The organism is Neisseria shayeganii (assembly GCF_014054965.1).
Classification (GTDB): domain Bacteria; phylum Pseudomonadota; class Gammaproteobacteria; order Burkholderiales; family Neisseriaceae; genus Eikenella; species Eikenella shayeganii.
In genome coordinates, this window is record NZ_CP059567.1 from 1,526,659 (window position 1) to 1,540,208 (window position 13,550).

Annotated in this window: 13 protein-coding genes and 1 pseudogene; 6 read left to right on the forward strand and 8 right to left on the reverse strand. The window is 60.7% G+C overall.

The genetic code is table 11. The features are described 5' to 3' along the window. Positions 1-77 precede the first annotated feature (77 nt). From ribH to erpA, 3 genes are all read left to right on the forward strand, one after another. The gene (ribH, locus tag H3L94_RS07410) at positions 78-545 is read left to right on the forward strand and encodes a 6,7-dimethyl-8-ribityllumazine synthase (RefSeq protein WP_182121495.1); all 468 of its coding nucleotides are present in this window, start codon (positions 78-80) and stop codon (positions 543-545) included. Between the two features lie 24 nt (positions 546-569). Next, positions 570-1,010 carry a transcription antitermination factor NusB gene (nusB, locus tag H3L94_RS07415; protein ID WP_009118538.1) on the forward strand — a complete coding sequence of 147 codons (441 nt, stop codon included), beginning with the start codon at positions 570-572 and terminating at the stop codon, positions 1,008-1,010. Between the two features lie 197 nt (positions 1,011-1,207). Beyond that, a complete protein-coding gene (gene erpA, locus H3L94_RS07420; RefSeq protein ID WP_009118539.1) occupies positions 1,208-1,552 on the forward strand; it encodes an iron-sulfur cluster insertion protein ErpA in 345 nt (114 codons plus the stop codon). A gap of 76 nt (positions 1,553-1,628) precedes the next feature. On the opposite strand, the gene H3L94_RS07425 is transcribed toward erpA, so the two are convergent. From H3L94_RS07425 to H3L94_RS07450, 6 genes are all read right to left on the reverse strand, one after another. Next, positions 1,629-2,984: a DUF58 domain-containing protein gene (locus H3L94_RS07425; protein ID WP_009118540.1), complete on the reverse strand. Its 1,356-nt coding sequence runs from the start codon at positions 2,982-2,984 to the stop codon at positions 1,629-1,631. A gap of 9 nt (positions 2,985-2,993) precedes the next feature. Next, positions 2,994-3,998 carry an AAA family ATPase gene (locus tag H3L94_RS07430; protein WP_182121496.1) on the reverse strand — a complete coding sequence of 335 codons (1,005 nt, stop codon included), beginning with the start codon at positions 3,996-3,998 and terminating at the stop codon, positions 2,994-2,996. Positions 3,999-4,096: 98 nt separating this feature from the next. Further along, complete coding sequence (locus H3L94_RS07435) at positions 4,097-5,446, reverse strand: DUF4350 domain-containing protein (RefSeq protein WP_182121497.1); 1,350 nt, start codon at positions 5,444-5,446, stop codon at positions 4,097-4,099. Beyond that, on the reverse strand, positions 5,443-6,984 hold the full coding sequence (locus tag H3L94_RS07440) for a DUF4129 domain-containing protein (protein ID WP_182121498.1): 1,542 nt from the start codon (positions 6,982-6,984) through the stop codon (positions 5,443-5,445). Before H3L94_RS07440 ends, H3L94_RS07435 begins: the two co-directional genes overlap by 4 nt. Then, entirely contained in the window at positions 6,981-7,973 is a 993-nt protein-coding gene (locus tag H3L94_RS07445) for a stage II sporulation protein M (RefSeq protein ID WP_182121499.1), read from the reverse strand. Before H3L94_RS07445 ends, H3L94_RS07440 begins: the two co-directional genes overlap by 4 nt. Continuing rightward, on the reverse strand, positions 7,970-8,722 hold the full coding sequence (locus H3L94_RS07450; RefSeq protein ID WP_182121500.1) for an RDD family protein: 753 nt from the start codon (positions 8,720-8,722) through the stop codon (positions 7,970-7,972). The genes H3L94_RS07445 and H3L94_RS07450 overlap by 4 nt, the downstream gene beginning before the upstream one ends. A 229-nt stretch (positions 8,723-8,951) precedes the next feature. On the opposite strand from H3L94_RS07450, the gene bamJ reads away from it, so the two are divergent. From bamJ to H3L94_RS07460, 3 genes and pseudogenes are all read left to right on the forward strand, one after another. Beyond that, positions 8,952-9,716 carry a BamJ family beta-barrel-assembly machinery protein gene (bamJ, locus tag H3L94_RS07455; RefSeq protein ID WP_182121501.1) on the forward strand — a complete coding sequence of 255 codons (765 nt, stop codon included), beginning with the start codon at positions 8,952-8,954 and terminating at the stop codon, positions 9,714-9,716. 51 nt (positions 9,717-9,767) lie between these two features. Then, positions 9,768-9,982, forward strand: a pseudogene (locus H3L94_RS12515) (ATP-dependent exonuclease). Next, positions 9,979-10,923, forward strand: a complete 945-nt coding sequence (locus H3L94_RS07460; RefSeq protein WP_182121502.1) for an asparaginase — start codon at positions 9,979-9,981, stop codon at positions 10,921-10,923. The pseudogene H3L94_RS12515 and the gene H3L94_RS07460 overlap by 4 nt, the downstream one beginning before the upstream one ends. A gap of 101 nt (positions 10,924-11,024) precedes the next feature. Here H3L94_RS07460 and H3L94_RS13025 read toward each other — a convergent pair. Both H3L94_RS13025 and H3L94_RS07470 read right to left on the reverse strand, forming a co-directional pair. Continuing rightward, a protein-coding gene (locus H3L94_RS13025) for an IS630 family transposase (RefSeq protein ID WP_182121299.1) occupies positions 11,025-11,964 on the reverse strand; the annotation gives its coding sequence in 2 pieces (ribosomal slippage) (positions 11,025-11,630 and positions 11,632-11,964; 939 coding nt in all). Between the two features lie 247 nt (positions 11,965-12,211). Continuing rightward, positions 12,212-13,501, reverse strand: coding sequence for an NAD(P)/FAD-dependent oxidoreductase (locus H3L94_RS07470; RefSeq protein WP_182121504.1), 1,290 nt, complete (start codon positions 13,499-13,501; stop codon positions 12,212-12,214). Positions 13,502-13,550: the final 49 nt, after the last annotated feature.

A 13,550-nucleotide genomic window follows, 5' to 3' on the forward strand; every position in this document is an offset into this window, starting at 1 on the left:
CGACAAACGGCGGCGATGCCGGGCGTCTCGAGTCCGGCACGAGCCATCCACCCCATTTCCATTTGCAAGGAACCCGCATGAACATCATTTCTCCCGACCACGACGGCACCAGCCTGCGCATCGGCATCGTACAAGCCCGCTTCTCCAATGAAATCGGCAGCGCCATGCTGACCGTGTGCACCGAAAAACTCATCGCTCTCGGCGTGGCCGAAGCCGACATCACCGTGGCCACCGTGCCCGGCGCCTTAGAAGTGCCTTTGGTGCTGCAAAACATGGCCGCTTGCGGCGATTACGACGCCCTCATTGCCTTGGGCGCCGTCATCCGCGGCGAAACCTACCACTTCGAGCTGGTTTCCAACGAATCGGGCGCCGGCGTGAGCCGGGTCGGCCTCGACTTCAACATCCCGATTGCCAACGCCATTCTCACCACCGAAAACGACGAGCAGGCCCACGCACGCATCCGCGAAAAAGCCGACGATGCCGCGGTGGTGGCGGTGGAATGCGCCAATCTGGTCAACCGCCTGAGCCAAAACTTCCCCGCCTGATGCCCGCCCTGCCGAGGACACGTCATGAAAACCAATAAAACCCCGCGCCGCCGCGCCCGCGAATACGTGGTGCAGGCGCTGTACCAAACCGCGCTCAACAGCAGCCCCGCGCCCGAAGCGGCCAAAAACATTCGCGAAAACGAACACTTCGCCAAAGCCGACGATGCCTTGTTTACCAACGTCTTCTTCGGCGCCCATCAGGCACAGCGCGAACTGATGCAGACCATGCGTCCCCTGCTCGACCGCGACGAAAAAGACCTCAACCCCATCGAGCGCGCCGTGCTGCTGATGGCCGCCTACGAGCTGCGCGAGATGCCGGAAACGCCTTATCCGGTGATCATCAACGAAGCCATCGAAGTCACCAAAACCTTCGGCGGCACCGACAGCCACAAATTCATCAACGGCATCCTCGACAAGCTGGCCGCCCAATGGCGTCCCAACGACCCCAAACGCCAGCAACGCTGAAAACCATCCAACGCAGCAACAGGCTACCTGAAAGCGAGCTCACGCTTTCAGGTAGCCTGTTTCAACCTTCAACACCGCCCATGGCTGGCCCCTTTAAGAAACACAAACCGCCCTTATCTGGCCGGCATCCCCGCAGACTTGCCCCCGCCTTCGGTTTGGGCGACAATTCTGCACCCACACACTGAAAAGGAATCACCATGTCCACCCCAGACGAAAGCCCCATCATCTTTACCGAAAGCTGCTGCACCAAAGTGGCCGATTTGATTGCGGAAGAAAACAATCCCGATCTGAAACTGCGCGTTTTTGTGAACGGCGGCGGCTGTTCGGGTTTCCAATACGGTTTCACTTTCGACGAAATCACCAACGACGACGACTTCCAAATTGAAAAAAACGGCCTGGTCTTTCTCATCGACCCCATGAGCTATCAATATCTGGTGGGCGCGGAAATCGACTACACCGAAAGCCTGCACGGCTCGCAATTTGTCATCCGCAACCCGAATGCCGCCACCACCTGCGGCTGCGGCTCCTCATTCTCGGTTTAAACCCGATACGACAAAAACCGCTTATCTGAAACGGTCAGATAAGCGGTTTTCTATATCGCCAAAACACAGCAGCAGGCTACCAGGCCTGACGCCGTTTCAACTGCAAATAGCGGTTGATCAGCTCGGTGCTCAGCTGGCTGGGCAGCACATGCACGGCGTGGATGCGGGCGATGTCGAATTTTCGGATTGCTTCGGCCGTGTGCCGCTCATACTGCAAGGCTCCCAGATAAGACAAAGCGTCTTCTTCAACCCGCAACGGGGTGCGGCGGACCTGCTCCGGCGCCTGCGGGCGCAAACCGCCGAACAACACCATATGGTGTTTGCGCAGGCGTTGGATGTGCTGCATCAAATGCCGGTCGTCATCATGGTTGAGGTGGGAAAGCACCACCACCAAAGCACGGCGCTTCTGCTTTTGCAGCAACAGATTGACCGCGTTTTCAAAATCGGCCGCCTGCTGGGAAGGCTCGATGTCGAACACGCCCTGCACCAAACGCCCCAGCTGCTCCATGCCTTTGTGCGGCGGCACAAAACGGCTCTCGGCATGGGCAAAAGTGAGCAGGCCGACCGCATCGCCGTGCTTCAGCGCTGTGTAGGAGAGCAGCAGCATGGCCTGCAGGGCATGGTCGAAATGGCTTTTGCCTTCCATCTGCAGGCGCATATTGCGCCCGCAATCGAGCAAGAAAATCAGCTGCTGGTCTTGTTCGTCCTGATAAGTGCGCACAATCGGCCGGCTCATGCGGGAGGTGGCTTTCCAGTCGATGTTACGGATGTCGTCGCCGTCTTGGTAATCGCGCAGTTGGTGGAAGTCCTGCCCCAAGCCGCGGCGCGGCAGTTTTTTCACCCCCACCAGATTCAGCCAGCGCTGCAGGCCGATCAAATCGGCGCCGAGAATACGGCTGAAATCAGGCAACACGGCGGCTTTGGCCGATTCGGGATCGGCCACCTGCCGGCGGTATTTGCGCTGCCACAAACCCAATGGGCTGTTCAGCCAATACTCCACGCCCTGAAAAACGGCATGGCCGCGCCGGCGCGGGGTGAGATGGTAACGCACGGTGCTGATGCGGCCGGGCAGCGTATCCAACACCAATTCAGGCGTATCGGTGTCCCAATCGGGCGGAAACAGATCGGCCAGCAGCAGGTTTTGCGGCCGCCGCCACAGCCCTTTTTCCGGCGGAATGAAGCTGATTTCCACCGTGTGCGGACGGCCTTGGATAAACTGGTGCGGCAGCTGGCGCTCAATCACGGGGGCGGGATGGCGGCGGCCCATGAAAGCGTCGGCCAGCGCGGCCAAGGCCAACAACCCGCCGCCGATGCCGCAGCCGCGGGCCAGCCAGCGGCCCGCGTCTTGGTTCAGGTAGCCTAAAATCACGCCGGCCACGGCCACCGCCGCCAAGGCGGCCGCCAGCGCCACCAGCAGTTTGGAAGGTCTCATCGGCGGGCCTTACAGTCTCGGCGCGGGCACGGAAGCGGCCAACTCGTTCAGCACCTGCTCCACTTCGATGCCCTCCATCTCCATCTGGGTGGAAAGGCGCACGCGGTGGCGCATGGCGGGCAGCCAGATGGCTTTGATGTCGTCGGGCGTCACATAGTCGCGGTCAGCAATCAGGGCGTAGGCGCGGGCGCAGCTGATCAGGGCAATGCCGGCGCGCGGCCCCGCGCCAACCGACAGCGCCGGCCAATCGCGGGTGGCGGTGACCAAGCGCACGGCGTAGTCGATGATTTGCGGGTCCACCGCCACTTGGGTCACCAGCTTCTGCAGCTGCTCGATTTGACCGGGCTGGAACACATGGCGCGGCCGGTTGTCTTTCAGAATATCGTTGCCCTGGCTGTTGATCACGGCCGACACCATGCGCGCTTCGTCTTGCGGGTTCGGGTAGCCGATCAGCACCTTGAACATAAAGCGGTCGAGCTGGGCTTCGGGCAGCGGATAAGTGCCTTCCTGCTCAATCGGGTTTTGGGTGGCCAACACCATAAACGGGCGCGGCAGCGGATGGGTGTGGCCGTCCAGCGTCACGCTGCGCTCCTGCATCACTTCCAACAACGCGGATTGGGTTTTCGCCGGTGCGCGGTTGATTTCGTCGGCCAGCAACAGGTGGGTGAACACCGGGCCTTGACGCAACTCGAAACGGTTGTTGTGGGCATCGTAGCGGTAGTGGCCAGTAACGTCGGAAGGCATCAGGTCGGGCGTGAACTGGATGCGGCGGAATTCGCCGGCAAAGGTTTGCGCCAAGGAGCGCACCAGCAGGGTTTTGCCCACGCCGGGCACGCCTTCGAGCAGCACGTGGCCGCCGGCCAGAAACACGGTCAGCACTTCGTCCACCACCCGCGCCTGGCCGATCAGCACGTCATTGAGGCGCTGGCGCAGCACTTGAACGGCACGGACGCCCTGCTGCATGGCGGGCGAGGCGGGGGCCTGGGCCGGCCGGGAAAGATTGATGTCCGTCATCGAGTCATCCTTTTTGAAAATCCAATCATCACATTCATCACAATGGCTGCGGGCTTTCAGGTAGCCTGCAGGCTACCTGAAAAGCGTTTATCGGCTCGTTAATACCAAGACTGCGGCAGATGGCGCATGATCCGTTGGTGGCTGTCGAGCATGGCCAGCCATTCGGCACGGCTGACGCGCTCGGGCAGTTTTTTCAGCCACGGTTCCACCACTTTCGGCGGCAGCTGAGTTTGGCGGCACAACAGCGCCACTTGGCTGTGCAGCGGCATCTTCTGCCAGCCGGGGTGGCGGCGGTGGAGCTGGGTAAGCAGCTCACGCTGCAAGTCTTTCAAAATCGCCTCGCGCGACAAATGGCGGCTGAGGAAGCGGCCTTGTGCCAACAGATGCTGATTCAGGTAGCGTTCCGGCGCCGGCGGCAAGATGCGCACCACGCCGACGCGGGCCGCAATCCGCCACAACAGCACGCCGCCCATCAGCAACAGCAGCAATACCGCTGCCGGCTGCGCCACCAACAGCTTCAGCCATATCGGCTGGTGCAGCGGCGGCTGGGCGCTGCGCAAACGCTGCACCAGCCACACTTTATCCACACCCTCTGCCAGATACGCCGCCAAATAAGCGTGGTCATACAGATTGAGGCTGGCTTCGTCCCACATCGGCACTTGCGGGTTTTCCAGCCAATCCAAGTCACTGCTCAGTACCACACTGCCGTTACCGTGGCGCAAAGCCACCAGCTGCGAACCGTTTTGCGACTCTCCCCGAAACCAAACCGAGCTGTTTTGCTGCGGCACATAGCGGGTGCCGTCCCAATCGTTTTCACTCGGCAAAACGTGCAGCGTGCCGCCCTCGGGCAGGCGGATGCGGTTAAGGCGGTAACTGCAGGAGCGGATTTCGAGGCGCTGGGTTTGCTCATCCATGGCATCGCGCGCCACCGCGCGGGCTGCTTCCAAGCGCCGCTGCATATCGGCACGGCAGGCCGGCTCGATCGCCACCCGCTGTTTGTCGCTGTCTTCCTGCTCCAGCTCCTGCCCGGCTTGCGCTTTCACGCGCAGGCTGTCGGTCAGCACGCGGACGAAATGGTCGGCATCCCCGGTATCGGTTTCGTAGTGGCGCAGGCGCAAGACCACGTGGTTGCCGCGCGCCACCCAAGCCAGCAGGTCTTGCGCATCTTCGCGGGTGCCCAAATCGTGCTGTGCCACCACCATCAGCTGGTTGTCGCCGTAGGCTTTGCTCCAGCCGGTCAGCACCCTGGCCGACTCCACCTCCAGCTCGGAATCGTAAGCCTGCAACAGCCGCTTGAGGCCGTAAAACGAGCCCTCTTTCACCGCCGCCTGTTGATCCATTTCCTTCCAGTCGCGCCGGCTTTCGGTCACCAGATTGGCCGCCACCAACACCGCGCCGGCCAGCAAAACCAACAACAGCCCCAATCCTATTTTTTTCGCCCGGCTCATGCGCCCCCCTTCCCTGCCGCCGGCAGGCTACCTGAAAGCGGCACGCGCCCCAATACTGCGCGGTATTGCCGGCACAATTCGTGCACGGTTTCACGCCCCGGCTGACGGTGGGCATAAGCCAGCGCCACCCAATTATCGGTGAGCAGCCGCCAGTAATCCAGCAACTGCGGCTGGCGCTGGCGCACCCTTTTGAGTACCTGGCCTTCGGTGTCGCTGGCCCGCAGCGGCAGGCCGTAGCGGTGACCCACTTGGGAGAGGCTGGCGCGATACAGCAGGCTCAACGCCGCACGCGGGTCGCGCTCGTATTCGGCCAACACCGCCGCAGCCACATCGTCCGGCAGGCTTTCCGGCGTAATCTTCATGCCGAACAGGGTTTCCGGCACTTCCTCGCCGCCGTGCCGAGAGAAACCGCCGTTTTCGCGATACCAGCGCAGCAGCAACCACAGCACCACGGCCAACAACAACCCCACCAAGGCATACATCACCGCATTAAACCAGGCCGGCGCTTGCCGGACCGGCTGCTTGTCCCAAGACAAAGACGGCGGACGGCCGCTGCTTTTATCGCAACTGCGCCAGCAATATTCGGTTTCCTCGCCGATATGCGGAAACGGCGGCCGGTTCAACACCTGCTCGCGCACCTGCTCCACCTGCTGCCGGTCGGGCAGGTTTTTCGCTTCCAGGCTACCTGAAAAGCCGATGCCCAACAGCACCGCCAGCAACACGCCCCACAAAGCCGAACGCGATCCGGCCAGCCGCTCTTGGATTTTGCGCGCCGCCAAGCGGATGTCCCAGCCTTCGGCACGGGTACGGGTGTTCAGATACAGCGTAAAGCCGCAGGCGGTAAACAGCGGGCCCCAAAAGCAGAGCAACAGCGCATAAGCCGCGTTGAGCACATGGGCGAACAGGCGGCCTTCGTCCTGATCAAACATCCGCTCCAACTCCTCCAAAGTGGCCATGGCGCGCAGATTGCTGAAAGGATGGCCCACCACGTTTTCAGCCGGGTTGTCGAACCACAGCCAAAACACCGCCACCAACAGCCCGTAGGCCACAATCATTTCGAAATGGATGCCGAAAAAGCCCAGCCAGGCCGCAGACGCCCCGCTCTGGCGCGACAATTCATTGCAGCGCCGCTGGTGCGCCTTACCGCTCAAACCCTCCAACATGGTCACCGGCAGCACCAGCGTACGGCGGAAACTGAGCCGCCGCCAAGTCAGATCGCCCAACAGTCGCGGGCGGAACAGCCGTTTCCAACCCAAGCGCACGCATTCGCGGTAAGACGGCGGCGCCTCAAACACCTGCTGCGACATCACGGCCAAAATCGGCCCTTCAAACAGCGGCTTCAGCCACCAAATCAGCACACCGGCCAGGAACGGGTTTTGCCACAACACGGCCGTCAACACCAAATAAAGCGGCAGAGAAAAGGTGGCCCACAAACCCATATACAGAAACGGACGTTCCTGAAACAGGCGCGTGCCCAAATCCAAGGCTTCCCAATTGCTGCGCGGGCGGAAATTGAGGCGGGCTTCCCAAATATTCATGCCGCACCTCCCGCACCTTTGCGGCCGGCAAACAGCAGGTAAGCATACACCAAGAGCCACAAAACGGCTGCCACCGCATATTTCAGCCACATCGGAATACTGGTGAGCGGCGACCAGAATCCTTCAATCAAGGCCGCAATAAACAGCATCAGAAACGCTCCGTTCATCAGCATCACCGCCTGTTTACCCTGAATACGCAAGGCATCGCGGCGCGACAAGCCTTGCGGCCTCAACAAGGCCGCACCCAAGCGCAAACCGCCGGCAGCGGCCAGCACAATACCGGTTAGCTCAAACGCGCCGTGGGCGCCGACAAACGAAAAAAAGGCCGGCCCGGCGGGCTGATGCACCATATAGCCCATCGCCCCGCCGATCACCCAGCCGTTGAATACCGTTACATACACCGTGCCCAAACCGAACAAAATGCCGCTGCCGAAGCTCTGAAAGGCAATGCTGATGTTGTTCCACACATAATAGGCAAACATCACCCAATTTTGCCAAGCCTCGCGGTTGGTGCGGTCCTCATACTGCTGGCGCATTTCTTCATAAGCTTCGGCCAAACCTTCGCCGCCTCCCAAGCCGGCCACTTTATCGCTGCTCTCGGGCAGAAAGGCCACCAGCAGAAACGCCGCCATCAGCGGCACATAAAACAAAGCATGCGCCAGCCACACCAGCTTTTTCTCGGTCCGCACCGCCCGCGGGAAATCGCGCCGTACAAAAGCGGTAAAACGGGCGGCCAGCGACGTTTTCTGGCTGCTGTATAAAATCTGGTGCGCCCGTTCGCACAAATATTGCAAATAGTCGGTCAAGCCGCCCGAATAATGGCGGTCGTTCGCCAGCGCCAGATGGTGGCAGACGGTGCGGTAATCCTGCATAAAAGCTGTGATTTTGTCCGGTGCCGGGGTAACGCGTTTGCTCTCGAATTGCTGCAAATCCTGCTCGAAAGCCTGCCAAAACGGACGGTGTTGCTCTTCGAAAAACAACTGTCTCACACCGCATCCTTTCTTTCTTCACCGGCATAATATTTGGCCAAACCCAACAGCAGGCGCTCGGCATTGGCCTCTTCGCGGCCGAAAATCGACAGGGCCATCATCTGTGCCAACTCCTCGGTGCGCGCACGGGTAAGGAAACGGCGGCGCTCCACAAAGCTCAACACCGCCTGCTGCTCTTCGCGGGTCAGCGCCACCGGCGGCGGTAACGCCTCTACTTCGCCCAAATCCAGCCGCTCGATTTTGCCGCGGGTTTTGTCCACATACACCACCACGGTGGAAGCCAATAAATCGCCCAAACGGCGGCCGTACGGATTGCTCAGCGCCACCGTCATGCCCACGCCGTAGAAAAAAGGCAGCGCGTCAAACAGACGCAACAGATTGCGCAACAGCGAAGCCGACCAGCTCACTTGGGTGCCGTTGTCGTTGACCACTTTCAAACCGAAGATTTTTTTACCCGGCGTCTGCCCGTTCCACATCACTTCAAACAACACGGAATACAGCCAGGTTACAAAAAACAGGTTCAGCAGCATAAAAAAAATAAACATATGCTGTCCTGTCTCGGTGAAGCCCAACATCGAAACCAAAAAAGAAGTGGAAACCACAAACCACAGCACACGGATCAGCAAATCCACCGCATAGGCGCGGGCGCGGGCAAACACAGATGCCGGCCGCAGATAGATGTCCACCGCCTCCGGCGTTTCCACCTTCAGCAAAGTATCCAAACGGTGATGGGAAGAAAATTCAGACATGGGGCGCGTTTTTCGTCAACACAGTGGCAAAACAAAGCGGGCAAACGGCGTGCACTTTGCACCAAAGCCGAAGATTTGACAAGCCCGCCGCGCCCGCTGCAGGCTACCTGAAAATCCGCCCGGCCTCGCCATGCAGGCAAAACCTTAATTCGGGTAAAACCGTTTGAAAAAGCCGCGGCAACTGTGCTGTAATCGCGATCTTTACATTTCAGCCTCTACAGGACAGTTCATGAAACACACCGCCCGTCTCGGCCTGCTGGCCGCCGCCCTGCTGGCCCTGAGCGCCTGCAACCAACCAGCTTCCACCCCCACCGGCGCTTCCGCACCGGCTACCGCCTCCGCACCCGCCGCTTCCGCGCCGGCCGCCGGTTTGGATACCGATGCACAAAAAGCCAGCTACCTGATGGGCTACGAAATCGGCGCTTCCGTTCAAGAAATGAAGAAAAACGGCTTGGAAGTGGAACAAAGCGCCTTCATCACCGGCCTGAACGCCGCCTTGGCCAGCGAACCGATGGCATTCTCCGAAGAAGAAGCACTGGCCATCATGCAAAAATTCCAAGAAGACCAAATGGCCAAACTGCAAAACCGCCAGCAGGAAGCCGCCAAAGACAACGTGACCAAAGGCCAAGCCTTCCTGAATGAAAACAAAGCCAAAGAAGGCGTGAAAACCACCGCCTCCGGCCTGCAGTACAGCGTAAAAACCGAAGGCAGCGGCAAACAACCCAAAGCCACCGACACCGTAACCGTTCACTACGAAGGCCGCCTGATCGACGGCACCGTATTCGACAGCTCCATCAAACGCGGACAGCCCGCCAGCTTCGCCCTCAACCAAGTCATCAAAGGCTGGACCGAAGGCCTGCAGCTGATGAAAGAAGGCGGCGAATACACCTTCTACATCCCCGCCGAGCTGGCCTACGGCGAACAGGGCAACCCCAGCATTCCGCCTAACTCCGTATTGATTTTCGACGTACAGCTGATCAAAGTCGGCCAATAAGCCGCCCCACGCCATCAGGCTACCTGAACATTTTCAGGTAGCCTGAGACCTTTGCAAACCCCCCATCTGCGGCGCATTTCTGCGTTGTGCGTTTATGCCCTATGGGTACTGCTCGCTCACTTGCCTATCCAGATGATATGTCTTTCCCACGGGGATTCCTGGCGTTCACATTCGCTGCGCTGCTACGCCTTGAACTGCATCCACATCTGGGGGTTTTGCAAAGGTCTCAGCTTGATTCTTCATCATCTCCCCTGTTCCCGACATGAAACGCATCTTCGTTTTATATACCGGCGGCACCATCGGCATGCGGCAAACACCCAACGGCCTTACCCCCGACACCGCCCTGGTCGAAACCGCGCTGACGCCCTTCGGCCGCCACGCCCGCTTCCACTGGCACGTTTGCCAGCCGCTTATCGACAGCTCCGCCCTCTCCCCCGCACACTGGATAGAATGGCTGCAGATTCTCGAGCATGCCCTGCCCCGCTGCGACGGCATCCTGCTCTTGCACGGCACCGACACCCTGGCCTATACCGCCAACCTGTTGGCACTCGCTTTCGACAACCAACACAAACCCGTCGTTCTCACCGGCTCGCAACAGCCCTACAGCCAAACCGGCAGCGACGCCCCGCACAATCTGCACACCGCCGTGTCCACCCTCCTGCGCCCAGACGTGCACGAAACCCTGATCGCCTTCAACGGCCAACTTTTTCCCGCCGTCGGCAGCAGCAAATGCAGCACCGAAACCGCCGCCGGCTTCCATAACCCGCACTTCGGCAGCTGGCAACCCGGCCGGTCTGCCGTCTCGCTCGGCCCGCTGCCGAGGCAGTTTGATCCGAACATCTGCGTCGGCCACCACTGGCTGGTGCCCGGCTGCAACAGCGCCATGACCGCCCACAGCCTCAGCCACTTCCCGCAACAGGCCGCCGTGCTGCACAGCTACGGACACGGCAACGCCCCTGCCGACGAAGCCCTGCTCGCCGCCGTCCGCCGCTTCACCCGTGAACACCTGCTGCTCAACATCAGCCAGGTTCCGCACGGCCGTGCCGACAGCAGCTATGCCCAAAGCAGTCCGCTAACGGCCGCCGGCGCTTTGGCCGGCGGCCGCTGCAACACCGAAACCGCCACCGTGCTGATGATGCTGGCCGCCGCCAACCGCTGGCAACCGGCCGATCTGCTACAGGCCTTAGACCGGCTCGGTTTGCGCTAAGCGCTGTGGTCAGCAGGCTTGCGCAGCGGTTTTCTGAGGAATCATCCGCAGATGCCGGGTAGACTCGAAAAGGTGTTTTGACGCGCTAGAGCAATTTCGATTTAATTCATTACATACCCAGCTGATTTGAAGTAATTGGCACACTCTTGAGCCGAGAACAAATCAACCAGCTGCCCCATGCGCTGCCACAGCGCACCCACCGTGCGCTCGCCCGCCCTGCGCAGCAGCGCCTTGAACTTGGCAAACAGCTTCTCGATGGGGTTCAAATCCGGCGAGTACGGCGGCAGATAGCGAATGCTGGCGCCCACGCCTTCGATGGCTTCTCGCACGCCCGCCACTTTGTGGCTGGAGAGGTTGTCGGCAATGACGATGTCGCCAGGGCGAAGTGTCGGGCACCGAAAGGTTTTGACCCACGCCAGAAACACGGCGCCATTGATGGGGCCATCGGTCACCATGGGGGCCGTCAGTGCATCACAGCGCAAGGCGGCAATGAAGGTGCTGGTCTTCCAGTGCCCATGCGGGGCGCTGGCCACGCAGCGTTGACCGCGCGGGGCGCGCCCGCGCAGCGGCGTCATGCAGGTGCTGCTCCAGGTCTCGTCCAGAAATACCAGGCGCCTGGCATCGAGCCGGGCCTGCTGCTGTATCCAGCTCGCCCGTGCCTGCTGCACGTCTTCACGCTCCTGCTCGCTGGCGTGCAGCGTTTTTTTTGAAGCTCAGCCGCCATTTGTTGAGCTGGTGCCACAAGGCCGAGGGTTTGATGCTGATGCCATGCTCGCCCAAACGCTCGCACATTTGCACCAAGGTCAGATCGGGATCGGCCTTGATCCAGTCGCGGATCATGCCCTCTACTGGCGCCAGCCGGGAGATGCGCTTGCCGCCTTGCTGCCTGCTGCTGCGCTCGCCTTCTTTTTCGAAGCGATCACGCACCCGATATACCCACATGCGGCTGACTTCATAACGACGGGCAATGGCGCTGGGGCGCTCTCCGCGCTCCAGCGCTCCCAGTACTCGATCTCGCAGGTCTTGCGAATAGGCGCGCATCTCATGCTCCGGCTGCCAGAAAAAACCTATTATGTAACGTTTTTAGTCGAAGTTGCTCTAAGCCTATCAAACCGGCCGGCGGCATTTCCCTTATCCCGCAGAGGCGGCGCTGCGGGCAGCGGGAGGCAGGGGCCTGTTGTTGCCTATATCCGGCATGCTTGGGTAAGCAAATCGCTGAAAGCGCCTATTTATGGCGCTTTCAGCGATTTTTATTGGCTCTAGAATCATGAGTCGGCTTGCCAAACGGTCATAACAAATCCAAAAACCGATGCCAAGCCAAACCGGCCATTTGCGCAGGCTGTCGCAATATGCCGCCGGGAAAGGCGCGGTGGGCGATGGATTCAAATACCTGCCAGCGCTGCTCCCGCCCGAGAATGGCCTCGCTGCACACTTGGCCGGCCAAGCCGGTCAGCGCCACACCGTGGCCGGAAAAGCCCTGCAACAGATACAGCTCCGGCCCGATGCGGCGGAAATCGGGGGCGCGGTTCATGCTGATGTCCACCCGCCCGCCCCACACAAAATCGATGTTCACCTCGGCCAGCTGCGGAAACACTTTCAGCATGTCCTGCCTCATGCTGCGGCGCAGGGTTTCGGCGTCCGGCTCGGCCTGACGGTAGTTCACTTTGCCGCCGAACAGCAAGCGGCCATCGGCACTTTTGCGGTAATAGTCGAGCACGTAGCGGGTGTCGCAGGCGGCGATGTTGCCGGGCAGAATATCGCCGTTCCACTCGCCCAAAGGCTCGGTGGCGATCACATAAGTGCCCACCGGCAATATATAACGGCTGCGGTATTGGTCGGCCGCGGCAAAACCGAAACGGACCGGGAAGGTGTTCACCGCCAACACCACATGCTGCGCCACCACGCTGCCTTGCGGGGTTTCCACCCGCCACAGGCCTTCCTGCCGCCTCAGCTTGACGGCGGGCGTTTGCTCGAATAGCAGCGCGCCCTGCCCGGCGGCGGCTTTGGCCAGGCCGAGGGTGTAGTTGAGCGGATGCAGGTGGCCGGAATCGGTGTCGTAAAGGGCGCCGCAATAGCGGTTGCTGCCGATGTGGCGGCACACTTCGCCATGGTCCCATTCGGTATAGCCGTGATAGCCGTAGCGTTGCGCGGCGGTGTCGCGCCACTGCTGCAGGGCCGCCATGTGCTGCGGTTTCACGGCCACCGTGGCATAGCCGCGCTGCCAATCGCAGTCGATGGCGTAGCGGCGGACGCGCTGCTCGACCAAATCCACCGCTTCGCCGCTCCACTGCCACAAATCGCCCGCCCGCTCGGCACCCAGCAGCCGTTCCAGCTTGTCCATGCCGCAGGCGTAATCCTGAATCACCTGGCCGCCGTTGCGGCCGGAAGCGCCGAAGCCGATGTGTTTGGCTTCGAGCAACACGGCGCGGGTGTCGGCTTCAGCCAATGACAGCGCGGTACACACGCCGGCCAAACCGCCGCCGATGATGCAGGTGTCGGTTTCGATGTCGTCCATAAGCGGCGGATAGCGGTCGGGATAGACGCAGCTGGCGGCGTAATAGGAATCGGCGGGCTTCATGGACGTCCTCCTGAATGGCAATCTGTGGGTTTCAGGTAGCCTATCGGGC

Excerpts from the sequence above, each read along its gene's own strand:
- ribH (WP_182121495.1), top strand. The coding sequence starts at position 78 with ATGAACATCATTTCTCCCGACCACGACGGCACCAGCCTGCGCATCGGC.
- nusB (WP_009118538.1), top strand. The coding sequence starts at position 570 with ATGAAAACCAATAAAACCCCGCGCCGCCGCGCCCGCGAATACGTGGTG.
- erpA (WP_009118539.1), top strand. The coding sequence starts at position 1,208 with ATGTCCACCCCAGACGAAAGCCCCATCATCTTTACCGAAAGCTGCTGC.
- H3L94_RS07425 (WP_009118540.1), bottom strand. The coding sequence starts at position 2,984 with ATGAGACCTTCCAAACTGCTGGTGGCGCTGGCGGCCGCCTTGGCGGCG.
- H3L94_RS07430 (WP_182121496.1), bottom strand. The coding sequence starts at position 3,998 with ATGACGGACATCAATCTTTCCCGGCCGGCCCAGGCCCCCGCCTCGCCC.
- H3L94_RS07435 (WP_182121497.1), bottom strand. The coding sequence starts at position 5,446 with ATGAGCCGGGCGAAAAAAATAGGATTGGGGCTGTTGTTGGTTTTGCTG.
- H3L94_RS07440 (WP_182121498.1), bottom strand. The coding sequence starts at position 6,984 with ATGAATATTTGGGAAGCCCGCCTCAATTTCCGCCCGCGCAGCAATTGG.
- H3L94_RS07450 (WP_182121500.1), bottom strand. The coding sequence starts at position 8,722 with ATGTCTGAATTTTCTTCCCATCACCGTTTGGATACTTTGCTGAAGGTG.
- bamJ (WP_182121501.1), top strand. The coding sequence starts at position 8,952 with ATGAAACACACCGCCCGTCTCGGCCTGCTGGCCGCCGCCCTGCTGGCC.
- H3L94_RS07460 (WP_182121502.1), top strand. The coding sequence starts at position 9,979 with ATGAAACGCATCTTCGTTTTATATACCGGCGGCACCATCGGCATGCGG.
- H3L94_RS07470 (WP_182121504.1), bottom strand. The coding sequence starts at position 13,501 with ATGAAGCCCGCCGATTCCTATTACGCCGCCAGCTGCGTCTATCCCGAC.